The organism is Buchnera aphidicola (Aphis fabae), from assembly GCF_009069125.1.
In the GTDB taxonomy this organism is placed as follows: Bacteria; Pseudomonadota; Gammaproteobacteria; order Enterobacterales; family Enterobacteriaceae; genus Buchnera; species Buchnera aphidicola_BB.
The window spans coordinates 469,861-494,522 of record NZ_CP042427.1; the positions used below are offsets into that span (position 1 = coordinate 469,861).

Genomic DNA, 24,662 nt, shown 5'->3' on the forward strand with positions numbered 1-24,662 from the left:
ATCTTAATTAATATTATTTTGTAAAGTATCATCTTTTAAATTTAATTATTTTTTATTGTAATAAAATTTAATTTTAATTATTTTAATATTAATTATATTGTTTTACTTTAAATGAATAGGTATCGAAATGAAAGTATTAGGTATTGAAACATCTTGTGATGACACTTGTCTTGCTGTGTATGATAACGTTCAAGGTTTATTGATAAATGAATTATATAATCAAAAAAAAATACATGCTAATTATGGTGGGATTGTTCCAGAATTAGCATCTCGTGCACATGCAAAAAAAATAATTTTTTTAATTGATAAAATTTTTAAAAAAATAAATATAAAGAAGGATATTGATCTTATTGCATACACTGCAGGGCCTGGTTTAGTTGGTTCTTTATTGGTAGGTGCTACATTTGCTTGTTCTTTAGGTTTTTCTTTAAATATTCCTGTATTACCAGTAAATCATATGGAAGCACATTTATTATCACCAATGTTAGAATGTAAGTCAATAAAATTTCCATTTATTGGATTATTAGTATCTGGTAAGCATACTCAAATTATTGCAGCTTATAAATTAGGGAAATATGAAATTCTTGGAAATTCATTAGATGATGCTGCAGGTGAAGCTTTTGATAAAATAGCAAATTTATTAGGTTTAAAATATCCTAATGGTCGAGAATTATCTAATTTGGCACTAAAAGGTGTAAAAAGCGACTTATATTTTCCTCGTCCTATGAAAAATCATTCTAATTTAAATTTTAGTTTTTCAGGTTTAAAAACCTTTGCTACTAATATCATTAAAAGTAGTATTTTAAATATCCAACAAAAAGCAAACATTGCAAAAGCTTTTGAAGATGCAGTTATTGATATATTATTAATTAAAACTCAAAAAGCTTTATATCAAAAAGGATGGAATAATTTAGTGATAGCTGGAGGTGTAAGTGCAAATAAATTATTACGTAAAAAATCAGAGATTATGATGAAAAAATTTTTTAATGGAAATGTATTTTATGCTGCATCAAAATTTTGTACAGACAATGCCGCAATGATTGCTTATTTGGGATCGTTGTATTATAACAAATTAAATTTTTCTTCATTAGAAATTTTAATAAAACCAAAGTGGTCTTTAGATGATTTATCTTTATTATCATAATTATATTTTGTTTATACATCCATTTTTTTGAATATACAGAATTAAATCTTTTATAGTTAATATTGTCATTTTTTTTTCTATTGAAAATTTAATAATTTCAGGCGTACGAGACATTGATCCATCTTTATTAGTTAGTTCACAGATTACTCCATAAGGTTTTAAACCAGCAAGAGATACTATCTCAATGGCTGCTTCTGTATGGCCAGCTCTTGCTAAAACTCCACCAGTATCACCTCGTAAAGGAAATACATGACCTGGTCGATTTAAATCACTGGGTTTAGCATTATCTGCTATAGCTGTTTTTATAGTTGTTAGTCTATCTCGAGCTGAAACACCAGTAGAAACACCTTTTGAAGCTTCTATTGTAACTGTAAATCCTGTTCGGTAAGTGCTTGTATTATTTTTAACCATCATAGGTAAATTTAATTTTTTACGTTTAGATTCTGTTATACATAAACATACAATACCACTACCATACCTTATTGTTAGTGCCATTTGTTCTACTGTCATTTTTTCAGATGCAAAAACAAGATCGCCTTCATTTTCTCTGTTTTCATCATCTAATATTATAACACCTTTTCCAGATTTTAGAGCTAATATTCCTTTTTCCACACGTTCTATAGGGTTTCCAAACTTATAAAGTAGTTTTTGATTCATTTTGAAAATCTTATTAAATTAAACTATTAAATAAATAATTTTAAAATTTTTTACATATGTATAATAATATAAAAAATAAATAATTATTATATATTGTATCTTGAACAAAAATTAAGATCAATCTTAAAGTATATTATTTAAAAAATATATTTTTTATATCTAAGTATTACATGTAATATTTAGACATAAAATTTATTTTAGTTTTTTTGATAAATAATATAAATATTTATTTTAGATATTATTGATTACATATTTAAAACTGTGTTTAATTCATTAATATTTAAGGTTTCGGTTCCTATTTTTTGTATTACTATACTTGCTCCAACATTAGCGTAAAAACACGATTCTTCTAAAGAATAACCTGTAGCTAAAGCAGAAGCGATAATAGAAATTACTGTATCACCTGCACCTGTTACATCTGATGCTATTTTAGATATTGCTGGAAAATGTATTGGTTTTTTTTCAGGTTGAAATAATGTCATACCATTTTTAGAACGAGTTACTAATAATGCTGATAAATTTAGTTCATATACTAATTTCATTCCTCTTGTTAATATTTGTTTTTCTTCATTACATTTGCCTACTATTTTTTCAAATTCAGAAAGATTAGGTGTTAATAAGCTAGCTCCAGAATATTTTTTAAAATCAACTCCTTTTGGGTCTATTAGTATATGAATAGACATTTTTTTTGCTAAATTAATAATTTGTTTAATATTAAAAAGTGTTCCTTTTGCATAATCTGATAGAACTAAAACTTTATAATATTTTAATGAATTTATAATTTTTTCATATAATAAATTAAAATCATTAAAAATATATTTTTCTTGAAAATCTAGTCGAATTAATTGTTTTTTTTCTGATAAAATTCTAATTTTGGTAATTGTTTTGCTATTTTTAATACTTATTAAATCAGAATAAATTTTAATATGTTTAAGTAATTTTTTTAATATTATACCTTCACTATCTTCTCCAATTAAACCAATAATTTTGCATTTTCCACCTATTTCTGCAATATTTTTAGCTACATTTCCTGCTCCACCTGGTTGTTCTTTAATTTTTTTAATTAATGCAACAGGCATTGATTGTTCTGATAGCATATAATAATTTTTGCTATACCAATAACAATCTAATATTAAATCTCCGACTACAAGAACAAGTGCATTATTAAAATCAATGATTTCTTTTTTCATTGCGGACCCTTTTAGATGTTATTAAAATAATTATTGTGTTTTTATATATTAATATTATGTATAAAATTATTATAATACTTAATTATTACAAATAATCTTTAAACATTTAAGTATTTTATATTTTTTATTTAAAATAATATTTTATTTTTAGTATGAGAAAATTTTTATGAAAATATATTTAGTTGGTGGCGCTGTTCGTGATCAATTGTTAAAGTTGAAAATTAAAGATAGAGATTGGGTAGTAGTTGGGGCTACCAAAGAAGTGTTATTAAATAAAAATTTTCAACAAGTTGGTAAAGGTTTTCCAGTTTTTTTGCACCCAGATACACATGAAGAGTATGCTTTAGCAAGAAAAGAAAGAAAATTAGGACAAGGTTATACTGGTTTTCATACTAATTTTAATTCCAATATAACTTTAGAGGAAGATTTAGTTAGGCGCGATTTAACAATTAATGCTATTGCTCAAGATGAATTTGGAAATTATATTGATCCATATCAAGGTATCAAAGATTTAGAAAATCGTTTATTGCGTCATATTTCGGAATCTTTTATTGAAGATCCATTGCGTGTTTTACGAACGGCTAGATTTGCAGCTAAATTAATGCATTTAGGATTTAGAGTTGCAAAAGAAACTATGATTTTAATGCGTAAAATAGTTAAAAATAAAGAACTATTGTATTTAACTATAAATAGAATTTGGAGTGAAACTGAAAAAGCATTTAAAACTAAAAATCCACATGTTTATTTTCAAGTATTATATGCTTGTGAGGCACTTAATTTAGTATTTCCAGAAATATATTTTTTATATCAAAAAGAATTATTTTTTACGAATATGTTTAATCATTTAAATAATTTTTTTTTATCAATTGGTTTATCTAAAATATCTCTTTTAACTAAAGATATTTCAATACGTTTGTCTTATTTATTTCAATTTCTTTCTTTAAATATCAGTGATATTTCTAATAAAAAATTTTATGATACAGTGTCCGCATCTATTGTTAAAAATTTTTGTAATCGTCTTAATATTCCTGTACATATTAAAGAAATAGCTATATTAAGTGTTGGTTTTTATAATTTTTTAAATTTAATTAACCATCAATCTTCTGAAAATATCATAAATTTTTTTTGTAAGATAGATGCTTGGAGAAAACCAGATCGTATTAAAAAATTTGCATTTTTAAGTAATTTTAATTTTTTAAATAATAAATTAAATAATATTTATAATGTTAATTTATTACCTGGTTTATTTTTAGAAAAATCTTTTTATATTTTACAAAATATATCTATTAAATCAATTTTAAATAAAGGTTTTAAAGGGAATCAAATCAAAAATGAATTAAATCGATTAAGAATTAAAAAGTTAGATCTATGGAGAATAAAAAATTTTAGTAAATCATTTTAGTTGTATAAAACATTAAATATTAGTTTATCAAGTAAATTAAGCTAGCTAATATTAATCGATAAAATCCAAAAATATTTAATGAAACTTTATTAAGTATTTTGATTAGTTTTTTAATTGATAATAAAGAAATGACTAAGGATATAAAAAAACCACTTAAATAATATGGTATATAATTAATATTAATGTTATTTATGTTTTTTATTAAATCTAAAAAAGATGCTCCTATTGTTAATGGAATTGAAATAATAAAAGAAAAATCTATTGCAACAGAGCGTTTTATACCTAATAATATCGAAGTGCCTATAGTAGCTCCTGATCTTGAAAAGCCTGGATATAAACAAAGTGCTTCAAAACACCCGATAATAAATGATTGTAATAAATTAATATCATTAATAGAATTTATTATTGGTTTTTTAGGTTTGAAAATTTCAGAAATAATAAGAAAAATACCTCCACAAATTAATGCATACATAATATTTTTAGGATTAAATAATAATTTTATATCGCTATAAAATATAAAACCTAAAGATGCTGTGGGTATAAGAGATGTTAAAATATGAATATTTTTTGTTTTTTTTTGTTTTGTAAAGTTTATTAAATTTATTATTTTTTTAAAAAAAAATATTAATATTGCTAATGTTGACCCTAATTGAATAAATATTTTTAATATATTCGTGTTTTTATTGAATACACCTAACCAATGACTAATAACGATTATATGACCTGTGGATGAAATAGGAAGGAATTCGGTTATTCCTTCTATTGTTCCAAGAATTATAGAAACAATTGTTTTATAGATATAAATCATTTATTTTCCTTTTTTTAGGCAAAACGGTACTAAATAATAGCACCGTTTTTATTTTTTTAGGAATTAATTATATAAAGACATAATTATTGTTTCACCGGCAATAATAGAACCTGATGATTTTTCTATTTTTTTAAATTTTTCCATATTAGATATTACTACAGGTGTTAAAATAGAACGTGCTTTTTTTTCTAATATATTTAAATCAAATAATATAATAGTATCTCCTATTTTTACTTTTTGATTATCTTTTGCTATTTGTTTAAAACCTTCCCCTTTTAGTTTTATCGTATCAATTCCAAAATGTACAAATAATTCAACACCATCTTCTGAAAGAATTGAAAAAGCATGTTTGCTATCAAGTATTTTACCAATAGTTCCATTTATTGGTGATATCATTTTGTTGCCTGATGGTTTAATTGCAATTCCATCACCTACTATTTTTTTTGAAAAGACTACATCTGGAACATCTTCAATATTTATTATTTCACCTGATAAAGGCGCAAAAATTTCTATTTTTTTTAAAAAATTAGATTTTTTTCTATTAAAAAAATCTGATAAGAAACCCATTTTATTCTCCTAAGTACTTCTATCATTAAATTTTTTTTAAAAAATCAAATGACTCCTTAATTAAATTTATTTAATAAATTAAAAATTTCATCTGTTGTAGGTAAAGTTAATATTTTTTTTGCTAAATTTTGAGCTTTTGAAAAAGATATTTTTCGAATTGTTTCTTTAATTTTAGGAATACTTGTTGAGCTCATACTAAATTCATCTAAACCCATGCCTAATAAAAGAGCAGTAATACGTTCGTCTCCTGCCAATTCTCCACACATACCAGTCCATTTCCCATTTTTATGCGAAACATCAATAACTTTTTTAATTAATTTTAATACAGATGGGCTTATAGGATTATATAAATGTGAAATTAAATCATTACCTCTATCAACAGCTAAAGTATACTGTGTTAAGTCATTAGTACCAATACTAAAAAAATCTACTTCTTTTATTAAATATTCTGCTATTATAGCTGATGCAGGAGTTTCAATCATAATGCCAATTTTAATATTTTTATCAAAAAGTATATTATTATTATTTAATTGATTTTTTAATTTCTTAATTTCTGTTTTTAATATTCTAATTTCCTCTACGGATATAATCATAGGAAATAAAATATATATTTTACCAAAAGCGGAAGCTCTAAGTATAGCTTTTAATTGAGTATGCAAAATTTCTTTTCTATCCATTAAAATACGTATAGCTCTCCATCCAAGAAATGGATTTTCTTCTTTTGGTAAGTTCATATATGGAAGATCTTTATCACCTCCAATGTCCATAGTTCTTATAATAACTGATTTATTTTCCATCGTTTCTGCAATTTCTTTATATGCTTGAAATTGTTCTTGTTCAGTTGGAAGTGTATTACGACCCATAAATAAAAATTCTGTTCGATAAAGACCAATACATTCAGCACCATGTTTTTTTGCTGATTGTACATCTTGAATATTACCAATATTAGAACCAATTTTAATATTATGTCCATCAGTTGTAGTTGCTGGTAAATCTTTTAATTTTTTAAAACTATTTTTTTTGAGAAAATATTTTTTTTCTACTTCTCGTTTTTTATCTATCAATTCAGAAGATGGATTAATAAAAATTTGATTATTAATTGAATCTAAAATAATATAATCATTATGTTTTACTGTATTTGTAATATTTCCAGTCCCTACAATTGCAGGTATTTCAAGTGATCTTGCCATAATTGAAGTATGCGATGTTGGACCACCTAAATCTGTAATAAATCCCAGTATATATTTTAAATTAATTTGAGCAGTTTCTGAAGGAGTAAGATCTTTTGAAATTAAGATTACTTTGTTTTTTATATTATTTAAATCAATAATATTAATATTAAGTATATTTTTTAATAAACGTAACCCAATATCTCTTATATCAATTGCTCTATTTCTTAAGTATTCATCTTTTATTTTTTCTAGTGCTTTAGCTTGTTTATCAATTACAAATTCGGCGGCTTCTGCTGCTGATATTTTTTTTTCTTTAATTAAATCTATTATTTCTTTTTCTAGTTCTTCATCTTCAAGAAGCATAATATGACCTTCAAAAATACCTTCTTGTTTTTTTCCAAATTTTTTTCCTATAGTTAATTTGATTTCTGTTAATTGGTTTACTGATTTTTGTCGTCCGTTAAAAAATTTGTTTATTTCTGTTTTAATATTTTCAGCAGAAATTATTTTCCGGTTAATGACAATATCTTCATTTTTTAATAAAAGCGCATTGCCAAAAGCTATACCCGGTGATGCTAAAATGCCTGAGATCATAACATTACCTTTAACTATAAATTTTATATTTGTTGCAGAGAGGAAAACATTAAATGTCAGGCGAATATATTGTCTTTATAAGAGAAATCCGGAAGTAATATTAAACCTCCGTATCTTTATAAAAATTCATAAATTATTTTTAATTATGATTATTCTAATTCTGTCATTATTTTAGATAAATGTTCAATAGCTTCTTTTTCATCTTTTCCTTCCGCAGATAACGTAATTAAACTTCCATGAACTAAACCAAGTGTTTGAATTTTAAATAAACTTTTTGCATTAACAGATTTTCCATTATAGATAATGTGAATATCAGAAATAAATTTTTTTGCTTCTTTTACAAATTCAGCTGCAGGTCGAGTATGTAACCCATGTAACGCAGTAATTTTTATTTCATTTTGAAACATGTTTTTTCCTTAGTAATATTAAATTTTAGAGAATATTTTTATTTTAAATATTAAAATACAACTTCTATAATAAAATTTTTATTATTTCTTATTAAAGAAGTTGTATTTTTTAATATTTATTTCTATTTTGAAATGATTTAGAAAACAATTCTGTACTTAAATAACGTTCTCCAGAAGAAGGAAGTATTACTACTATTTTTTTATTTAAAAATTTTTTTTGATTTTGTATTTTTAAAGCAGCTGCAATAGCAGCACCAGAAGAAATACCAGCTAATATTCCTTCTTTTTTCATTATATTTTGAGCATGTAATATTGATTCTTCACTTGATATTGTAATCACTTTATCAATCAAACTTAAATCTAAATTTTTAGGAATAAAACCAGCTCCGATACCTTGAATTTTATGTAATCCAGGATTTATTTTTTTTCCTGATAAAAATTGTGTAATTACAGGTGACTCTAAAGGTTCTACAGCAATACTAATAAAATTTTTTTTTCCTTTAATGTTTTTTATATATCTTGTAATTCCTGTAATTGTTCCTCCTGTACCTACTCCTGAAATTAATATATCTATATTTCCATTTGTATCATTCCAAATTTCTGGTCCAGTAGTATTTTCATGTATTTCTGGATTAGCAGGATTTTCAAATTGTTTTAATAAAAAATATTTTTTTTCATGAGAAGAAGATGCAATTTCATTCGCTTTAGAAATAGCTCCTTTCATTCCTTTATTGCTATCTGTTAGGATTAACTTTGCACCTAAAGATGTTAGTAGTGTTTTTCTTTCCATCGACATGGATTCTGGCATGGTAAGAATTAACTTATAGTTTCTAGCAGCTGCAACATATGCTAAAGCTATACCTGTATTTCCGCTTGTAGCTTCAATTAAAGTAATATTTTCATTTAAATTTCCTTTTTTTTCTGCATCCCATATCATATTAGCACCAATTCTACATTTAACACTAAAACTTGGATTTCTGGATTCTATTTTTACTAAAATATTTCCATTTCCTATTTTATTCAAACGAACAAGTGGTGTTTTTCCAATAGTCAATGAATTATCTTTATATATTTTATTCATTTTTTTCCAGTTTTTAAATTAATAGTATGTAATATAAATATTCTTTAAAATTAAATTTTTTATTTTTTAAAATTTTTTAATTTTATATTTTTTTATTATACTTTGTATAATAATTAGAAAAATTTATTTTTATAAATTGATAAAATTTAATTTTATTCAATTTTTTTAAGTGTTTTGTTTTTTTATATTATGACCTTTATAGATAGTATATTTTAATTTAAATATTAACTTTTATATTATTTTATTTTTTATATACATTTAGTGTATAAAATAATATTCTTTTAACCTATTAATATAATAAAAATTTTATTTTTTATAATCTATTCATTTCTGAAAATAAAATATTTTTTATATTTTAATAATTATATTATAAAAATATTAATGTTTTTGATGAAAACTTTTAATAGCATTTCTATTTTTTATATTAATTTATTGTCTAATATATTTATGAAAAAAATTAAATATCAAATTAATAAATTACGTCAAAAAATTCTAAAATATGATTATTTTTATCATACTTTAGATCAACCAATTATTTCTGATCCAGAATATGATTATTTATTGAATCAATTATATGATTTAGAACTAAAGCATAAAGAATTTGTTACTTCTGATTCACCTACTCAAAAAATCGGTTCAAATTTACTTAATAAATTTAAAAAAATAAGACATTTTTTTCCTATGTTATCTTTAGAAAATACGTTCGATTTAAATGGATATGTAAAATTTGAAAATAGAATTAAAAAAAAATTTATTAATGAATCTGTAATAGATTTTTGCTGTGAATTAAAAATTGATGGAATAGCAGTTAGTTTAATTTATGAATTAGGAACGTTAGTTCGTGCTGCAACTCGAGGTGATGGTTATTTTGGAGAGAACATTACAAAAAACATAAAAACAATTAAATCTATCCCGATACAACTAAAAGGATGTAATATACCGAAAAGGTTAGAGGTAAGAGGTGAAGTTTTTATGTTAAAATCTGATTTTTTACAGTTAAACAATATAGATTCTACAGTTAAAAAAAAACATTTTTCTAATCCTAGAAATATAGCTGCTGGATCATTAAGACAAATTGATGCTCAAATTACAGCGAAAAGAAAATTAATGTTTTTTTGCCATGGATTTAACTTTTTTGAAGAAATAATATATTTTAAAACTCATTATGAGGTACTTATACAACTAAAAAATTGGGGAATACCTATTAATAAAGAAATGTTAATTTGTTCTAATTACTTGGAAGTATTAAATTTTTATAAAAAGTTTGAAAAAAACCGTTTATCATTTGATTTTGATATAGATGGTATTGTTGTTAAAGTCAATTCACTTTATTTTCAAAAAAAGTTAGGTTCTAATAATAAATCACCTAGATGGGCTATTGCTTTTAAATATTCTTCTAAAGAAGAAGTTACTAAGTTGAATGATATAAAATTTGAAGTTGGAAGAACCGGGGTTATTACTCCAGTCGCTTATTTTAATCCAGTTTATATTTCAGGAGTATTGATTAAAAAAGCATCGTTATATAATAAAAATGAAATTAATAAATTAAATTTACATTTTAATGATTATATTATTATAAAGCGTTCTGGAGATGTTATACCAAAAATTATAAATGTTGTTAAAAATAAACGTCTTACCAATGCAAAAAAAATATTTTTTCCAATTTATTGTCCAGTGTGTAATTCAAAATTAATGTCAAATAAAGAAGAAAAAATAATACGTTGTCTTTCTGGATTAATATGTGATGCTCAGAAAAAAAAAATATTTTGTCATTTTTTCTCTAAAAACGCATTAGATGCTAATGGATTAGGTCCCAAAGTTATTAATGAATTAATTCAAAAAAAAATTGTTTTAAATTTAATAGATTTTTTTTATCTTACAGAAGAGCAATTAAAAGATATAGAAAATGTAGGTAAAAAAAAGAGCATTAAAATTATTAAAACTATTGTTAAATCTAAAAAAACTACTATGAGTCGTTTTATTTATGCTTTAGGAATTTTTTCTGTAGGTGAAATTATAGGACAAAAATTATCTAATTATTTCAATACTTGCAATAATTTAATTAATGCTTCAAAACAAGAGTTAGAATCAATTGATGGAATAGGAAAAGTAGTTGCTAACAATATATTTAACTATTTTTCTATTTTTGAGAATCGCAGATTAGTTAAAAGATTGATAGAAATATTAAATATTATTCCATGTAGTAAACATTCTATTAATAATAAAATGACACGTATTTTTAATAAAGATATTGTTATAACAGGTGTATTTAAAGAGTATTCTAGAAATGAATTAAAAAAAATTTTATTAAAATTAGGTGCTCGTATTAATAATAGAGTTTCTCAAAAAACGGAACTATTAATATACGGAGAAAAAGTTGGTAGTAAGTTTTTAGAAGCAAAAAAATTCAATATAAAAATGATTAATGAAAAAGAATTTTATTTTTTAATAAATAATACTAATTAAAATTTTTTTATTTTTGGGTCGTGCAGGATTTGAACCTGCGACCAATTGATTAAAAGTCAACTGCTCTACCAACTGAGCTAACGACCCAAATTATTTTTTTGGGTGATGACGGACTCGAACCGCCGACTTCCTCCGTGTAAAGGAGGAGCTCTACCAACTGAGCTAATCACCCTTTTATAATCTATATTGTAAAGATAAGAAAATTAGAGTCAATCTTTTTTTTAAAAACATCATTTGTTTGTTGTAATTTTAATCATTTCGATGAAATAATTATCTATATTTATTATATATAAAATTTATTTTAAAAACTTTATATAAATTTTTTAAAATATTTCAAGGAATATATGAAAGTTAAAACTCGTTTTGCACCTAGTCCCACTGGGAATTTACATATTGGTAGTATTCGTACAGCTTTATATTCTTGGTTATTCGCTCGTCGTCATAATGGAAAGTTTGTACTTCGAATAGAAGATACTGATTTCGAAAGATCCAAAGCATTATCAGTGCAATCTATTTTTCAAGGTTTAAAATGGTTAGGATTAAACTGGGATGAAGGTCCTTATTTTCAAACTGAAAGATTGGAACGTTATAAAGAAGTTATTGAAATTATGTTAAAAACAGGAAATGCATATAAATGTTATTGTTCTCCAAACAAAATAGAAGAAGAACGTTTTAAACAACTTTCTGAAGGGAAAAAACCACGTTATACTGGAGTTTGTAGAAATTTACAGACTAAATATGGTATAAATAAAAAATACACAGTACGCTTTAAAAATCCTACTTTTGGAACAGTGACATTTGAAGACAAGATTAGAGGAAAAATTACTTTTAATAATATAGAGTTAGATGATCTTATAATTCAACGTTCAAATGGTATTCCAACTTATAACTTTTGTGTTGTAATTGATGATTTAGATATGAATATTACACATGTTATTCGTGGAGAAGACCATATTAATAATACACCTCGTCAAATCAATATTTTAAAATCTTTAAAAGCAAATATACCTATTTATGCTCATGTTTCTATGATACTTAATGAAAATGGAAAAAAATTTTCTAAGAGAGATGATGCTGAAAATATTATGAATTACTATAAAAAAGGATTTTTACCGGAAGCATTAATTAATTATATAATACGATTAGGTTGGTCTTATGGGAATCAAGAAATTTTTACGCTTTCAGAACTAAAAAAGTTATTCAATTTAAATGCTATTAACAAATCTGCTAGTGCTTTTAGTATGAAAAAACTTTTATGGTTAAATAAATATTATATTAATAATTTACCATTAGATTATGTTGCTAAACTTTTAAAAGATTATATGGAAAATGAGACTATAAATATAGAAAAAGGACCTAATTTAGAATGTTTATTAAATTTATATAAAAACCGTTATCATACTTTAAAAGATATTTCATGTTCTTTAAGATTTTTTTATGAAGAATTTAAATTTTTTGATATAAAATCTGATAATAAATACTTAATTTTAAAAAGTTTTTCTATTTTAAAAGAAATTTATAAAAAATTACAACAGTGCTCTTTTTGGACAATTGAAATATTATCTAAAATTATTAATAATCAATCTATAAAATCAAATATTGAACTGAAAGAAATAAATATGTTATTAAGAGTTGTATTAACAGGAAACATGCATTCACCAAATATAAGCTCTATAATGTTTTTACTTGGTAAAGAAAAAACTTTATTTAGATTAAAAAAAGCAATGATTTTTATAGAAAAAAATCAAGTTAATATGAAATGTTAACTTAAATGATTTTTTAAATATTTTTTATAATATTAAATTTAATTATTTTAACTTTTTTTAAATTGATTAGTGTTTAATATAAAAATCATTTTATAGAAAAATAAATTGACAGAATTCATGTGTTTTTATATTGTAATAATTTTGGGGCTATAGCTCAGTAGGTAGAGCATTTGCATGGCATGCAAAATGTCAGCGGTTCGATTCCGCTTAGCTCCAAAAATTTAAATCATCTTTACATGTTAAACGGTTTTTATTAAATAATTTTAATATTTTTTAAAAGCATCCTAAAATGCTGTGCGAAAATAAATTTAGCACAGCTTTTTAAGTTAAATTTGTTGATTCATTATTTCTTTGTAAGCTGAAACAACTTTATTTCTAATTTGAATAGCTAATTCTATAGAAATAAAAGATTTTTGCAAATTTATCATTACGTCATTTAAAGACATAGAAGATGGATTTAATTCAAACTTTTCAATATTTTTTTGTGCATTATTTTGAGTATTATTAATTTCTCCTAATGCTGTTTGAAAAAATTGAATAAAATTATTAGATTCTTTAATATTTTGTTTATTTTCATCTAAAAAATTAATCTTGGTATAAACATTTTGATTATGAATGTTATCAATAAACATGTCTTCCTCTAAACTTTTTACTGTGACTTATTTAAATAATATCATATCTTTTATAAAGATGAATATTTTATGTTATAGGTAATTTATCAGGAAATTTTTTTATTTCAAGTGAAATTTAATTGTTGTTCAATTATAGTTAAGATTATCTACTAGATTAGGAAGCTGTTATGAATTTTAGTGCTATAGAAGAATCAATTGCAGAAGAGAAAAAAAAATTTAGTAATTTTTTATCTTATTTTTTTAAAAATGCGCGTGTTTTAATAATTTTATTAGTACTTGCGGTAATTACTACTATTTCAATTTCTGTCTGGAGGAAATCTTCTGATTATCAAGTTTTATATAATCACTTGTCTACTGAAGATGGAGAATTTATTATTGATTATTTAAATCAAATGAAAATTCCTTATCAGTTCTCTGAAAATTCTGGGAGATTATTAGTTCCAAAAAACCAGATTTATGATTTACGTTTGCATTTGTCAGAAAAAAATTTACCTCGTAATGGAGTAGGTTTTGAAATTTTAGATAAAGAAAAATTTGGAATTAGTCAATTTAATGAACAAGTTAACTATCAACGTGCTTTAGAGGGTGAGTTAGCTCGGACTATAGAAAGAATAAATATTGTAAAAAGTGCAAGAATACATATAGCAATTCCAAAAACTTCTTTGTTTTTGCAAGATAAAAAAAAACCATCAGCTTCAGTGATTTTAAGTTTAAAATCCGGAACTGCATTAAACTCAAGTCAAACAAATGCTATATTACATTTAATCTCTAATAGTATATCTGATTTATCTATAGATAATATAACCATAATTGATGAATTTGGTAAGTTATTAAACAATTCTTCATTCTCGTCAGATCAAATAAATGATGCGAAATTAAAATATTCTGAACAAGTTGAATTAAGATATGCTAATAAAATTCAAAGTATTTTAGAACCATTATTTGGAATTGGAAATGTACACGCTCAAGTAACTGCACAAATTGATTTTAATTCTCAAGAAAAAACACGAGAACAATATGATCCTAATGCACATTATAAAGATCAGTCAATTCGTTCACATCAAACTAGTATCAACGATAAGATAAAAAGTAAAAAAGAAAATGATGAAAATGATTATTCTTTTCGAAATAATTTATCTAATAGTAACGATAATAATAAAGCTAATAAGTCTGATTTGACACAAAATCATAAATTATTTAAAGATAGTTTTATACATTCTAATTCTGCTATTAATCATGATGATACAATTAATTATGAGTTAAATCATACTTTATCGCACATAAAAATGAATATTGGAGAAGTTAAAAGATTATCTGCTGCAGTAGTTATAAATTTTATTAAAAATAAAACTGGACAAGTAGTTCCTTTAAATTCAGAACAAATAAAAAATATTAAAAATTTAGTCTGTGAATCAATAGGTTATTCTAAAATTAGAGGTGATAGTGTACATATAATTAATGAGTCTTTTTCTCAATATAATAAAAATACTTTTACTAAATTTAACCATTTTAATCAACCTAATATTTTTAATACTGTTTCAATTTTAATCCCTTGGTGTATTTCAGCTTTGTTTTTTTTGTGTTTTTTAAAAAAATATATTTGTTCTTTTGCAAAAATTATTTTTAAAGATAAAAAATTAGATAAAAAAAATATAAAAAAAGAAATTATAAACTCTAATGAAAATGAATTATCTAGTAATATTGAAACAAAATTTTTAAAAAATTCCAATACAGAAAATACAGATAATCTAATTCATCAAATTTGCAATATATCTAATCAAAATCCACGTGTTATAGCGTCGATTATTCGTCAATGGATGAGTGATAAAAAATGACTTTAAATGGTACCGAGAAAAGTGCTCTTTTATTAATGTCAATAGGAGCTGATCAAGCATCAGAAGTATTAAAATATTTAACTCCTTTTGAAGTTCAAGAATTAGTTGCTTCCATGGTTAACATGAATCAGTTTTCTAATTCAACATTAAATCAAGTATTAACTGAATGTTATAATCTGTTTATGAAAAATAATAATTTAGTTTATAATAATAATGATGAATATATATCTGATATGTTGATCAAGGCGATAGGTGATAAAAAAGCAAATATTTTATTAAATGACGCATTAGAGACAAGAAACATTAAAATGTCTATTGAATCTCTTAATTTAATGGATCCAGCGAAATTAGCTGATTTATTAGAAGAACAACATTCTCAAATTATCACAACAATACTTGTATATTTAAATAAAAATCAAGCAGCTCAAGTTTTATCTTATTTAAATAAAGAAAAAAGAATTGAAATTATAATAAAAATTTCTGAATTTAATGGACTTGAAGAAACAAAATTTATTGAATTAAAGAATATTATTAATAATTTAATAAAAAAGAAAAAGTTTACTTTTTCAGATAAAGGAGGTATAAAAACTGTTTCTAAAATTTTATCTTCTATGAAAATAGAACATGAAAAAGATTTACTTAAAAAAATTAAATTTTCTAATAAAAAATTATTTAATAAAATTGTTAAAGAACTATTTTATTTTGAAAATATATTAAACATTGATGATAGTGTTATTAAATGTGTAGTAAATTATTTAGAAGAAGAAAAATTACATATTGCACTTCAAGGAACTAGTAAAATTATAAGAAATAAATTTTTTAGTAATATGGATAAAGAAAAATTAACAAGATTATTACTTTGTTTAAAAGAAAAATCTTATGTTTCTAAAACAGCCATAGAAAATGAACAAAAATTAATTTTAATGATGATTAAAAATATTTTAGATCATGGTATGTTTTCAATAGAAAATTTAGGAAAATATTATGTCTAATCTAAATTTAAAAAAAGTATGGGAAAAATGGTCGCCAGAAGAAATTTTTTTAAATAATTCAAAAAAAAATTATGATTTTTTTTCTGATACAAGGTTATTAAAAGAAACAGATTTTTCTGCTGTAAAACAAAATAAATTAACTAATGAATTTAAACAATCAGATCAAATTAAAAGAAAAGTTTTTAAGAATGAAGAATCATATTATTTAAATATAAAAAAAAATCTTGAAGAGAAAGAAAAAGAATATATTTCATTAAATGAAAAATTAAAAAATTTATGTGTAAATTTTGAATCTACAATTTCTATATTTGAAAAAATGTTATTTTCACGTTTATTAAAAACAATTTTAATAGTTTCTTCTTATATTGTTGGAGAAAAATTTTTAATTAATGAATCAATTTTATTAAAAAAAATAAATAAAATCATCAAAAATGATGATTTTTTTTTAAAAAAACCACAATTAATTATTCATCCTAATAATAAAAAAATATTAGAAAAAGTTTTAAAACAATCTAAAAACAATAAATGGGAATTAGTTTGTAATAAAAGTATTGATATTAATAGTTTTAAAATTCACTCTGAACAGAGTGATATAGATGCTACTATTTATGCTAGATGGAAAGAAGTATATCGTATCATTCTTGGAGAAGAGGAGCATTAATGAAATTAAAATGTTCTAAATTATTTGATAAAATTACTTTTTTTGAAAATAAGATAAACAATCTTTCTGATATTATTATATATGGTCATGTAATTAGTATAAATGGTTTCGTATTAGAAGTAATAGGTTTAAAAGCTCCTATTGGAGCTGAGTGTATTATTGAAAGAATAATAGATGGTAAAGTATTAAATATTTCAGCTGAAGTAATAAAATTTAATAAAGAAAAAACGTTATTATTTTCTTTTCAAGAAACTTATGGTATTTTACCTGGTGCCAAAGTTTTTTTAAAAACGCTTAAAAACTCAGATGTATTTATTAAAAAAGTTCCATTAGGAATGAGTTTGTTAGGTAGAGTATTAAATGCCAAAGGACGCGCATTAGATGGGCTGCCTGAATTAGATTCAAAGTCTTTTACTATGATTAAAACAAGGCATATTAACCCATTAAATAGAAAACCAATTACTGAAATATTAGATACAGGAATATGTGCTATAAACGGATTAATAACTATTGGAAGAGGACAAAGAATAGGAATTTTTTCAAGCTCAGGAATCGGAAAAAGTATTCTTCTTGGTATGATGGCGAAATATACAAAAGCAGATATAGTAGTGATAGGATTGATTGGAGAAAGAGGAAGGGAAGTAAAGTATTTTATCGAAAATATATTAGGATCAGATGGATTATCAAAGTCTGTAGTGGTTGCTTCCCCAGCAGATGTTTCTCCTTTATTACAAATTGAAGCTGCATCATATGCTACAAGCATAGCTGAATATTTTCGAGATAAAGATAAAAATGTCTTATTAATTATGGACTCTTTAACTCGTTATGCAATGGCTCAAAGAGAAGTTTCATTATCTTTAGGTGAATTACCAGTATCTAGAGGATATCCATCTTCTATTTTTTCAAAGATTCCTATTTTAGTAGAACGTTCAGGAAATATAGATAATAAAGGATCAATTACTTCGTTTTATACAGTTTTAACTGAAAATGATGAAGATCAGGATCCTATTTCTCAGATTTGCCGTTCTATCCTTGATGGTCATATTGTATTGTCTCGTTATTACGCAGATTTAGGACACTATCCTGCTATTGATATCGAATCTTCTATCAGTCGTGTAATGCCAGATATTATTACCAAAGAACAATATTCAAAAGCTTGCTATTTTAAAAAATTAGTAGCTTCTTACCAAAGAAATAGAGATTTAATTAATATTGGAGCTTACGTTAAAGGTAATGATTTAATTTTAGATGATGCTATTAAAAAATGGACAGATTTAGAAAAGTTTTTGCAACAAAAACCATCAGAAAAAAGTAATTATTCAGTTTCTTGTGAAAAATTAAGTAAAATATTTACTTAAGATTTTTTCATTTTTATATTAATTCATCTTATTTTAAAATTTAATAGGATATATTTTATGAAATATAAAAAAATTTTATTTTCTATTTTAGAAAATATAGAAAATAAAAAAATAGAACAACAAATAATTCATATTAAAAATTTATATATTCAAAAAAAAAACATATTAAACAACTAAAATTATTGATTAATTTTCAAAATGAATATATTAAAAAATTAAATATTCAGCTCAAATTAGGAATATCCGTTTCTTCTTGGAAAATATATAATAATTTTATTTTTATGTTATATATTGCAGTTGAAGAAAATAATAATATTATTAAAAAATATGAAAAAATAATTAAAAAAAATTTAGATGAATGGTTGGAAAATAATATTAAATTAAAAACTTGGAATTATTTAAATCAAAAACATAAAATAGCATTTAAAAAACGTCGAATTTTAGAAGAGAATATTATTAGCGATGAATTTTCTCAATTTAAATTTCTTAAAAAAGGAAGTTATTAATGTTAAGTCATCTCAATAATATTTTATTAAAAAAAAATATTGTATTAAATTTAAATCATAATGTTTATTATGATATGAATAATTTTAATTTTTATCAATTTATTTTAAATGAATGTAAAAAAAATTTATTAAACAAAGAAATTAAGTTTGATAATATTTCTACAAAACAAAAGAAAAAAAATAATGAAAATATTATATCTACTAATTTTATAGTAAATAATTTATTAAATATTTTAAATGGAAAAAATATAAAAAATAGTTTGTATATTAAAAAAAATATTGATATAAAAAAACAAAAAAAAAAATTAGATGAAAATATTAAATTAAAATCTTATACGTCTTTAAGAAATAGATCAAAAATTAATGTAGAAACAAATGAAAAAGAATATAAAATATTTAAAAGTAATGAAATATTAAAAAATTTAACACATATTAAAAATAAATATTTTTTGTTTTATAATGATAAAATTATTAATTTATCGAAAAAACCCTACAATAAAAGTACTTTTAATGAAACCAGTAATTTAAATATTATAAAAAGTATAAAAAACTCTATTAAAGATAGTAAAAATTTTATATATTTTAAAAATCGTATAAATAATATATCTAATATTCTTGATTCTAAAAATACACATAAAAATCAAAATTCTATTTGCGAAATAAATTCTTTAAAAAAAACAGATGTAAATAATGTTTTTAAACTAAACAAAAAATCAACACTGTTTTTAAGTAAAAAAGAAAATATGCAATGGAAGAAAGCAATTAGTCAACAAGTTTTATTATCTATTTCTAACAAAGAAAACAAAGCCGAAATTCGTTTACAACCAGAATCTCTAGGTTCAATATATGTAAAAATTCAAATGAAAGATGATCAAGCAAAACTAAAATTTATTTCAGATCATACAGAAATTAAAAATTTTTTAAATAATTGCATTCCATTTTTACGAGATTCTTTAAATAAAAATGGTATTTTTTTAAAAAAAGTTAATATTTCTAGTTTTTTTAATTCAGAAAAAAATAAAAATTTATTGATTTCAAAATATAGACCAAGAATATCTAGTTCAATTAAAACATTTTATGAATATTTAACACAAAACAAAGTTTTTGATATGTATGTTTAATTTTTATAAAAAATATAGTTAAAATTTTAATTACATTTAAAACTTAAAAAATAAGTTTTAATCTAATTTTTAACCATTTTTACCTATAAGGTATATAATAAATGGGCAAAAGTAATCCTTTGAATATTGAAAATGAAGTAACTAATAGAGAAAAAGAAATACATAATATTTTAAATATAAATGAAATTAAAATATTAGAAAAAATAAATGAAAATTTTATAAAAAAAATAATAATATCTTTTTCAAATTTTATTCAAAATAATATAAAATTAAATTTTTTTTCTATTAAAATAAATTCTTATACAGATCATGATAAAGATATAAAATATTTATTTTCAAGTGAAGTAGAAATATTAAATTTAAACAAAAAATCTTATGTATTTTTTTCAGATAATTTATTATCTATTTTTATAGATTTATTATTTGGAGGAAATGGTACTTATACAGATAAAATTAATAAGCAAAGAGATCTTACATATACAGAAAAAATTATTTCTCAAAAAATTTTACAACTAATTTTTAATGCTTATTGTGAATCTTTTAAAAAAATTTTTTCTATTGATATAAAAAATTTTAATATAAAAATTTTCGATATTAAAAAAGATTGTTGCATAAAAGAAAATTATATAACTAATTATTTCAGTTTAAGTTTAAATAATGTAGAAATTTTTTTAAGTATTGTCTTTCCTCTTTCAATAGTTAAAAAGAATTTTCAGAAAATATCTTTTTCAGAAAGCAATAAAAAATCTTTCATAAAAAATATAAATGTTTCAAAAAATATTCCTATTGTTAATTTATTCGATATTGAACTTAATTTAATCACAAAGTTAATAATATCTTCTAAAACAAAATGTAATAGTTTATCTGTAGGAGATATTTTAATAGTTGAGAGTCCTGATAAAGTGATTGTTTCTATAGAAAAAATACCTATATTTTTAGGTTATTATAAAAATTTTAATAAAAAGTTAGTTGTTTTTTTAAAGAAAATAATAAATAAAAATTTAGATTTAAATAGATATAAGGAATTTTTTAATGAATAAGTTGAAAAAAAAAGATAATTCTGAAGATATGAGTAATTCTATTAAAAATAATGAAAACATTAAAAATGAAAAAAATTTTGAAGAACAAAAATCTATTAGTGCTGAAGCAATAATAAATAAAAAAGAAATAATATTTGATATACCTATGAATATAACTATAGAATTAGGAAGATCAAAAATTAAAATAAAAGAATTATTAAATTTTTCAGAAGGAAGCATGTTTTTTTTAAACACAAAAAAAGAGGATCCTTTGAAAATTTTTGCAAATGGTAAATTAATTGCACTTGGTGAAATTGTTATGTCAGAGAATACATATGGTATACGTATCATCAGTATAAAAAATTCTTTCAATACTATGAATTAATCAATTTAAATTTTATGAAAAATAATATTTCATCACAATTAACATTAAATAATCCCCAATCAGTACTTAATGGTATCAATTTTTTTCAAATAGCTAGTTCGTTAGGACAAATAATATTATTAATATTAGTTTTAAGTTGGATTATAAAAAAAATTTCATTAAAAAAAAATAAAAAAAATTCTTACATAAATATTATAGAAAGAACATCAATAGGATCAAACGAATCTATTATCATGATAGAAGTAAAAAAGGTAAAATTAATATTAGGTGTTACAAAAACTAATATTACTCATCTGTATACATTAACATCTCAATTAAAAGACGAGTTGCCTAGTCAAGAAGAAAAAATTATGTTGCCAAAAAAAAATTATTATGATTCTTTCAAAAATTTTACCAAAATATTTTTAAAAAAAATAATGTTTTATCGAACTGTTCCATTTTTATTTTTATTATTGTTTTGCCCTTTAGTTTATGCCGATATACCTGGACCAACAATTCATAATTTAAATGATGGTACGCAAACTTGGTCGCTACCTATACAAACTTTAGTTTTTTTAACTGCACTTACTTTTCTTCCAGCTTTTCTTTTAATGATGACTAGTTTTACACGAATTATTATTGTTTTTGGATTATTAAGGAATGCTTTAGGAACTCCATATGCTCCACCGAATCAAATATTGTTAGGCTTAGCACTTTTTTTAACTTTTTTTATTATGTCTCCCACTTTTGAAAAAGTTTATGAAGAAGCTTATCTTCCTTTTAGTAAAGAACAAATAAATATGGATGAAGCTATTTTAAAAGGTTCAATTCCCTTAAAGAAATTTATGATTAATCAGACAAGAACTGCTGATTTAGAATTATTTTCGAAAATAGCACATATTTCTTATTATAAAGATAAAAATGATATTCCTATGCGAATTTTATTACCTTCATTTATTACGAGTGAATTAAAAACAGCTTTTCAAATTGGTTTTACTATTTTTATACCTTTTTTAATTATTGATTTAGTTGTAGCTAGTGTTTTAATGGCTCTTGGTATGATGATGGTTCCGCCTTCAACAATTTCTTTACCTTTTAAATTAATGTTATTTGTATTAGTAGATGGATGGCAATTATTAGTAACTTCTTTATCTCAAAGTTTTAACATGTAATTTTTTAATGGAATTTTTTATGACTCCTGAATATATAATGGTTTTATTTAGTCAAGCTATGAAAGTTGCATTGATGATTGCGTCTCCACTATTATTATCTGCTTTAATAAGCGGATTAATTATTAGTATATTACAAGCTGCTATGCAAGTAAACGAACAAACTCTTTCGTTTATTCCTAAAATAATTTCTATTTTAGCTACAATTGCTATATTTGGTCCTTGGATGTTGGGTGTTATGTTGGATTATATGCATAACTTATTTAATAATATACCAGCAATTATAAAATAATGTTAATATTTAATAATTTACAGCTAATAACGATTATAAGTAATTTTTTTTGGCCTTTAGTACGTATTTTAGCGTTTTTTTCAACTGTTCCAATTTTTAATGATCAACATATAAATAGAAAAACTAAAATAATTTTATCTATATTAATCACTTGGATAGCATTCCCATTTTTACCAAAGGTAAATACAGAATTATTTTCTTTTATTGGTTTATTACTTTTACTAGAACAAATTTTGATTGGTATCACTTTAGGATTTACTTGTCAGTTTTTGTTTGCTACAGTTAATTTTTCAGGAGAACTAATAGGATTGCAAATGGGTTTATCGTTTGCAACTTTTTTTAATTCAAATAATAATATTGGTGTTTCTATAATATCTCGTTTATTAAATGTTTTAATGCTATCTTTCTTTTTATCAATTAACGTACATCTATATTTAATATCTATATTAATTAATAGTTTTTATAGTATTCCTATTGATATGATTTTTTTAAAAAGTAACGTGTTTTTTATTTTATTAAAATTTTCTAGTAATATTTTTTTGAATAGTATTATGCTTATTCTACCAATTATGATTTTTTTATTATTATCTAATTTAATAATGAGTATTTTAAATCGTTTATCTCCTCAAATATCTATTTTTTCTATTGGTTTTCCATTAAATTTATTAATAGGAATAATAATGTTGTATTATTTAATATTTATTTCTTTTCCTATTTTTAATAAATTGTTAAATCAATTAATTTTGTTTTTATCTGATACTTTTTTAAAACTATAGTTATTGTTTTTATAATCTGTTAAATATTTTTAAGTATAATCAATTATTTATAAAGTATAATTTATATTAAATTATACTTTAGTTTTAAAATAATGTTTTTAAATTTTATTTAAAATTTTTCTATTTAATTTTTCCTTCATTGTATAATACATGTTTTCGAATAGTTGGATCATATTTTTTAAAAACTAGTTTATCAGGTGTATTTCTTTTATTTTTAGTAGTAGTATAATAATGTCCTGTTCCTGCAGAAGAAATCATTTTTATTTTTTCTCTATTTTTTTTAGCCATATTAAAACCTTTATTTTTTATTTTTTATTTTTTTTATAATTGATTCAATTCCATATTTATCAATACAACGCATTCCATTAGCAGATATACGCAATTTAATAAATCTTTTTTGTTCTGGAATCCAAAAACGATGATTTTGAATGTTTGGTAAGAATTTTCTTTTTGTTGCATTTAAAGCATGTGATCTATTATTACCAATCATGCGTTTTTTACCTGTCACTTGACATATACGAGACATATAAAATTTTTCCTAGAATGAATTTTGTGCTATTTTTATTTAAAAAAACTAGTGAATAGTATAAAAACATACATATTAGTATATATTAATCTAAAATTCATGTATTTTTTAGATGATTTTACTATAAAAAAAAAATAAAATTAAATAGTAGTTTATT

General features: G+C 22.3%; 25 protein-coding genes, 3 tRNA genes and 1 pseudogene. 17 read left to right on the plus strand and 12 right to left on the minus strand.

The window, feature by feature from the left end; all coding sequences use genetic code 11:
* Window positions 1-127 precede the first annotated feature (127 nt).
* Window positions 128-1,144: a tRNA (adenosine(37)-N6)-threonylcarbamoyltransferase complex transferase subunit TsaD gene (gene tsaD, locus FQV33_RS02340; protein WP_158348244.1), complete on the plus strand. Its 1,017-nt coding sequence runs from the start codon at window positions 128-130 to the stop codon at window positions 1,142-1,144.
* On the opposite strand, the gene ribB is transcribed toward tsaD, so the two are convergent.
* The gene (gene ribB / locus FQV33_RS02345) at window positions 1,145-1,801 is read right to left on the minus strand and encodes a 3,4-dihydroxy-2-butanone-4-phosphate synthase (RefSeq protein WP_158348246.1); all 657 of its coding nucleotides are present in this window, start codon (window positions 1,799-1,801) and stop codon (window positions 1,145-1,147) included.
* Between the two features lie 245 nt (window positions 1,802-2,046).
* Complete coding sequence (gene rfaE1, locus FQV33_RS02350; RefSeq protein ID WP_158348248.1) at window positions 2,047-2,991, minus strand: D-glycero-beta-D-manno-heptose-7-phosphate kinase; 945 nt, start codon at window positions 2,989-2,991, stop codon at window positions 2,047-2,049.
* Window positions 2,992-3,157: 166 nt separating this feature from the next.
* Here rfaE1 and FQV33_RS02355 point away from each other — a divergent pair, with 166 nt between their 5' ends.
* Complete coding sequence (locus tag FQV33_RS02355) at window positions 3,158-4,393, plus strand: tRNA CCA-pyrophosphorylase (protein WP_158348250.1); 1,236 nt, start codon at window positions 3,158-3,160, stop codon at window positions 4,391-4,393.
* 19 nt (window positions 4,394-4,412) lie between these two features.
* Here the strand turns inward: FQV33_RS02355 and FQV33_RS02360 are convergent, their stop codons facing one another.
* From FQV33_RS02360 to cysK, 5 genes are all read right to left on the minus strand, one after another.
* A complete protein-coding gene (locus FQV33_RS02360) occupies window positions 4,413-5,201 on the minus strand; it encodes an undecaprenyl-diphosphate phosphatase (RefSeq protein WP_158348252.1) in 789 nt (262 codons plus the stop codon).
* 63 nt (window positions 5,202-5,264) lie between these two features.
* Complete coding sequence (gene crr / locus FQV33_RS02365) at window positions 5,265-5,768, minus strand: PTS glucose transporter subunit IIA (RefSeq protein WP_158348254.1); 504 nt, start codon at window positions 5,766-5,768, stop codon at window positions 5,265-5,267.
* A 56-nt stretch (window positions 5,769-5,824) separates the two neighbouring features.
* Window positions 5,825-7,534, minus strand: coding sequence for a phosphoenolpyruvate-protein phosphotransferase PtsI (gene ptsI, locus FQV33_RS02370; RefSeq protein ID WP_158348256.1), 1,710 nt, complete (start codon window positions 7,532-7,534; stop codon window positions 5,825-5,827).
* Between the two features lie 149 nt (window positions 7,535-7,683).
* Window positions 7,684-7,941, minus strand: coding sequence for an HPr family phosphocarrier protein (locus tag FQV33_RS02375; RefSeq protein ID WP_158348258.1), 258 nt, complete (start codon window positions 7,939-7,941; stop codon window positions 7,684-7,686).
* A gap of 109 nt (window positions 7,942-8,050) precedes the next feature.
* Window positions 8,051-9,022, minus strand: a complete 972-nt coding sequence (cysK, locus tag FQV33_RS02380) for a cysteine synthase A (protein ID WP_158348260.1) — start codon at window positions 9,020-9,022, stop codon at window positions 8,051-8,053.
* Window positions 9,023-9,469: 447 nt separating this feature from the next.
* Between cysK and ligA the strand changes: the two genes are divergently transcribed.
* Entirely contained in the window at window positions 9,470-11,488 is a 2,019-nt protein-coding gene (ligA, locus tag FQV33_RS02385) for an NAD-dependent DNA ligase LigA (protein WP_158348262.1), read from the plus strand.
* 14 nt (window positions 11,489-11,502) lie between these two features.
* Here the strand turns inward: ligA and FQV33_RS02390 are convergent.
* Window positions 11,503-11,575, minus strand: a tRNA-Lys gene (locus tag FQV33_RS02390).
* 12 nt (window positions 11,576-11,587) lie between these two features.
* Window positions 11,588-11,660, minus strand: a tRNA-Val gene (locus FQV33_RS02395).
* Between the two features lie 172 nt (window positions 11,661-11,832).
* Between FQV33_RS02395 and gltX the strand changes: the two genes are divergently transcribed.
* Window positions 11,833-13,254: a glutamate--tRNA ligase gene (gltX, locus tag FQV33_RS02400; protein WP_158348264.1), complete on the plus strand. Its 1,422-nt coding sequence runs from the start codon at window positions 11,833-11,835 to the stop codon at window positions 13,252-13,254.
* Window positions 13,255-13,397: 143 nt separating this feature from the next.
* Window positions 13,398-13,470, plus strand: a tRNA-Ala gene (locus tag FQV33_RS02405).
* A 110-nt stretch (window positions 13,471-13,580) separates the two neighbouring features.
* Here the strand turns inward: FQV33_RS02405 and fliE are convergent.
* The gene (gene fliE, locus FQV33_RS02410) at window positions 13,581-13,886 is read right to left on the minus strand and encodes a flagellar hook-basal body complex protein FliE (protein WP_158348266.1); all 306 of its coding nucleotides are present in this window, start codon (window positions 13,884-13,886) and stop codon (window positions 13,581-13,583) included.
* A gap of 167 nt (window positions 13,887-14,053) precedes the next feature.
* On the opposite strand from fliE, the gene fliF reads away from it, so the two are divergent.
* From fliF to fliR, 12 genes and pseudogenes are all read left to right on the plus strand, one after another.
* A complete protein-coding gene (fliF, locus tag FQV33_RS02415) occupies window positions 14,054-15,721 on the plus strand; it encodes a flagellar basal-body MS-ring/collar protein FliF (protein WP_158348268.1) in 1,668 nt (555 codons plus the stop codon).
* The gene (locus FQV33_RS02420; protein ID WP_158348270.1) at window positions 15,718-16,713 is read left to right on the plus strand and encodes a FliG C-terminal domain-containing protein; all 996 of its coding nucleotides are present in this window, start codon (window positions 15,718-15,720) and stop codon (window positions 16,711-16,713) included. Before fliF ends, FQV33_RS02420 begins: the two co-directional genes overlap by 4 nt.
* Window positions 16,706-17,374 carry a FliH/SctL family protein gene (locus FQV33_RS02425; RefSeq protein ID WP_158348272.1) on the plus strand — a complete coding sequence of 223 codons (669 nt, stop codon included), beginning with the start codon at window positions 16,706-16,708 and terminating at the stop codon, window positions 17,372-17,374. Before FQV33_RS02420 ends, FQV33_RS02425 begins: the two co-directional genes overlap by 8 nt.
* Window positions 17,374-18,732: a FliI/YscN family ATPase gene (locus FQV33_RS02430; protein ID WP_158348539.1), complete on the plus strand. Its 1,359-nt coding sequence runs from the start codon at window positions 17,374-17,376 to the stop codon at window positions 18,730-18,732. The genes FQV33_RS02425 and FQV33_RS02430 overlap by 1 nt, the downstream gene beginning before the upstream one ends.
* A 182-nt stretch (window positions 18,733-18,914) precedes the next feature.
* A complete protein-coding gene (locus tag FQV33_RS02435) occupies window positions 18,915-19,238 on the plus strand; it encodes a flagellar export protein FliJ (RefSeq protein WP_264284751.1) in 324 nt (107 codons plus the stop codon).
* A complete protein-coding gene (locus FQV33_RS03130; protein WP_226856619.1) occupies window positions 19,238-20,359 on the plus strand; it encodes a flagellar hook-length control protein FliK in 1,122 nt (373 codons plus the stop codon). The genes FQV33_RS02435 and FQV33_RS03130 overlap by 1 nt, the downstream gene beginning before the upstream one ends.
* Window positions 20,360-20,460: 101 nt before the next feature.
* A complete protein-coding gene (locus tag FQV33_RS02445) occupies window positions 20,461-21,399 on the plus strand; it encodes a hypothetical protein (protein ID WP_158348274.1) in 939 nt (312 codons plus the stop codon).
* Entirely contained in the window at window positions 21,392-21,763 is a 372-nt protein-coding gene (locus FQV33_RS02450; RefSeq protein WP_158348277.1) for a FliM/FliN family flagellar motor switch protein, read from the plus strand. The genes FQV33_RS02445 and FQV33_RS02450 overlap by 8 nt, the downstream gene beginning before the upstream one ends.
* A 14-nt stretch (window positions 21,764-21,777) precedes the next feature.
* Window positions 21,778-22,098, plus strand: a pseudogene (fliO, locus tag FQV33_RS03135) (flagellar biosynthetic protein FliO); the annotation flags it as partial.
* Between the two features lie 81 nt (window positions 22,099-22,179).
* On the plus strand, window positions 22,180-22,914 hold the full coding sequence (gene fliP, locus FQV33_RS03140) for a flagellar type III secretion system pore protein FliP (protein ID WP_226856642.1): 735 nt from the start codon (window positions 22,180-22,182) through the stop codon (window positions 22,912-22,914).
* 19 nt (window positions 22,915-22,933) lie between these two features.
* A complete protein-coding gene (fliQ, locus tag FQV33_RS02460; RefSeq protein ID WP_158348281.1) occupies window positions 22,934-23,203 on the plus strand; it encodes a flagellar biosynthesis protein FliQ in 270 nt (89 codons plus the stop codon).
* Window positions 23,203-23,979 (plus strand): flagellar biosynthetic protein FliR, encoded by a 777-nt coding sequence (fliR, locus tag FQV33_RS02465; protein WP_158348283.1) that lies wholly within the window; start codon window positions 23,203-23,205, stop codon window positions 23,977-23,979. Before fliQ ends, fliR begins: the two co-directional genes overlap by 1 nt.
* Before the next feature lie 120 nt (window positions 23,980-24,099).
* On the opposite strand, the gene rpmG is transcribed toward fliR, so the two are convergent.
* Both rpmG and rpmB read right to left on the minus strand, forming a co-directional pair.
* Window positions 24,100-24,267, minus strand: coding sequence for a 50S ribosomal protein L33 (rpmG, locus tag FQV33_RS02470; protein ID WP_158348285.1), 168 nt, complete (start codon window positions 24,265-24,267; stop codon window positions 24,100-24,102).
* Between the two features lie 10 nt (window positions 24,268-24,277).
* Window positions 24,278-24,505 carry a 50S ribosomal protein L28 gene (gene rpmB / locus FQV33_RS02475; RefSeq protein WP_158348287.1) on the minus strand — a complete coding sequence of 76 codons (228 nt, stop codon included), beginning with the start codon at window positions 24,503-24,505 and terminating at the stop codon, window positions 24,278-24,280.
* Between the last annotated feature and the right edge of the window lie 157 nt (window positions 24,506-24,662).

What these genes read in the sequence shown, in the direction of transcription:
- ligA (WP_158348262.1), top strand. Translation starts at nt 9,470, where the DNA reads ATGAAAAAAATTAAATATCAAATTAATAAATTACGTCAAAAAATTCTA.
- FQV33_RS02375 (WP_158348258.1), bottom strand. Translation starts at nt 7,941, where the DNA reads ATGTTTCAAAATGAAATAAAAATTACTGCGTTACATGGGTTACATACT.
- fliE (WP_158348266.1), bottom strand. Translation starts at nt 13,886, where the DNA reads ATGTTTATTGATAACATTCATAATCAAAATGTTTATACCAAGATTAAT.
- FQV33_RS02420 (WP_158348270.1), top strand. Translation starts at nt 15,718, where the DNA reads ATGACTTTAAATGGTACCGAGAAAAGTGCTCTTTTATTAATGTCAATA.
- fliR (WP_158348283.1), top strand. Translation starts at nt 23,203, where the DNA reads ATGTTAATATTTAATAATTTACAGCTAATAACGATTATAAGTAATTTT.
- rfaE1 (WP_158348248.1), bottom strand. Translation starts at nt 2,991, where the DNA reads ATGAAAAAAGAAATCATTGATTTTAATAATGCACTTGTTCTTGTAGTC.
- gltX (WP_158348264.1), top strand. Translation starts at nt 11,833, where the DNA reads ATGAAAGTTAAAACTCGTTTTGCACCTAGTCCCACTGGGAATTTACAT.
- tsaD (WP_158348244.1), top strand. Translation starts at nt 128, where the DNA reads ATGAAAGTATTAGGTATTGAAACATCTTGTGATGACACTTGTCTTGCT.
- FQV33_RS02430 (WP_158348539.1), top strand. Translation starts at nt 17,374, where the DNA reads ATGAAATTAAAATGTTCTAAATTATTTGATAAAATTACTTTTTTTGAA.
- rpmB (WP_158348287.1), bottom strand. Translation starts at nt 24,505, where the DNA reads ATGTCTCGTATATGTCAAGTGACAGGTAAAAAACGCATGATTGGTAAT.
- ptsI (WP_158348256.1), bottom strand. Translation starts at nt 7,534, where the DNA reads ATGATCTCAGGCATTTTAGCATCACCGGGTATAGCTTTTGGCAATGCG.
- ribB (WP_158348246.1), bottom strand. Translation starts at nt 1,801, where the DNA reads ATGAATCAAAAACTACTTTATAAGTTTGGAAACCCTATAGAACGTGTG.
- cysK (WP_158348260.1), bottom strand. Translation starts at nt 9,022, where the DNA reads ATGAATAAAATATATAAAGATAATTCATTGACTATTGGAAAAACACCA.
- FQV33_RS02425 (WP_158348272.1), top strand. Translation starts at nt 16,706, where the DNA reads ATGTCTAATCTAAATTTAAAAAAAGTATGGGAAAAATGGTCGCCAGAA.
- FQV33_RS02360 (WP_158348252.1), bottom strand. Translation starts at nt 5,201, where the DNA reads ATGATTTATATCTATAAAACAATTGTTTCTATAATTCTTGGAACAATA.
- FQV33_RS02450 (WP_158348277.1), top strand. Translation starts at nt 21,392, where the DNA reads ATGAATAAGTTGAAAAAAAAAGATAATTCTGAAGATATGAGTAATTCT.
- FQV33_RS02355 (WP_158348250.1), top strand. Translation starts at nt 3,158, where the DNA reads ATGAAAATATATTTAGTTGGTGGCGCTGTTCGTGATCAATTGTTAAAG.
- fliP (WP_226856642.1), top strand. Translation starts at nt 22,180, where the DNA reads ATGTTTTATCGAACTGTTCCATTTTTATTTTTATTATTGTTTTGCCCT.
- FQV33_RS02445 (WP_158348274.1), top strand. Translation starts at nt 20,461, where the DNA reads ATGGGCAAAAGTAATCCTTTGAATATTGAAAATGAAGTAACTAATAGA.
- FQV33_RS03130 (WP_226856619.1), top strand. Translation starts at nt 19,238, where the DNA reads ATGTTAAGTCATCTCAATAATATTTTATTAAAAAAAAATATTGTATTA.
- fliQ (WP_158348281.1), top strand. Translation starts at nt 22,934, where the DNA reads ATGACTCCTGAATATATAATGGTTTTATTTAGTCAAGCTATGAAAGTT.
- crr (WP_158348254.1), bottom strand. Translation starts at nt 5,768, where the DNA reads ATGGGTTTCTTATCAGATTTTTTTAATAGAAAAAAATCTAATTTTTTA.
- rpmG (WP_158348285.1), bottom strand. Translation starts at nt 24,267, where the DNA reads ATGGCTAAAAAAAATAGAGAAAAAATAAAAATGATTTCTTCTGCAGGA.
- fliF (WP_158348268.1), top strand. Translation starts at nt 14,054, where the DNA reads ATGAATTTTAGTGCTATAGAAGAATCAATTGCAGAAGAGAAAAAAAAA.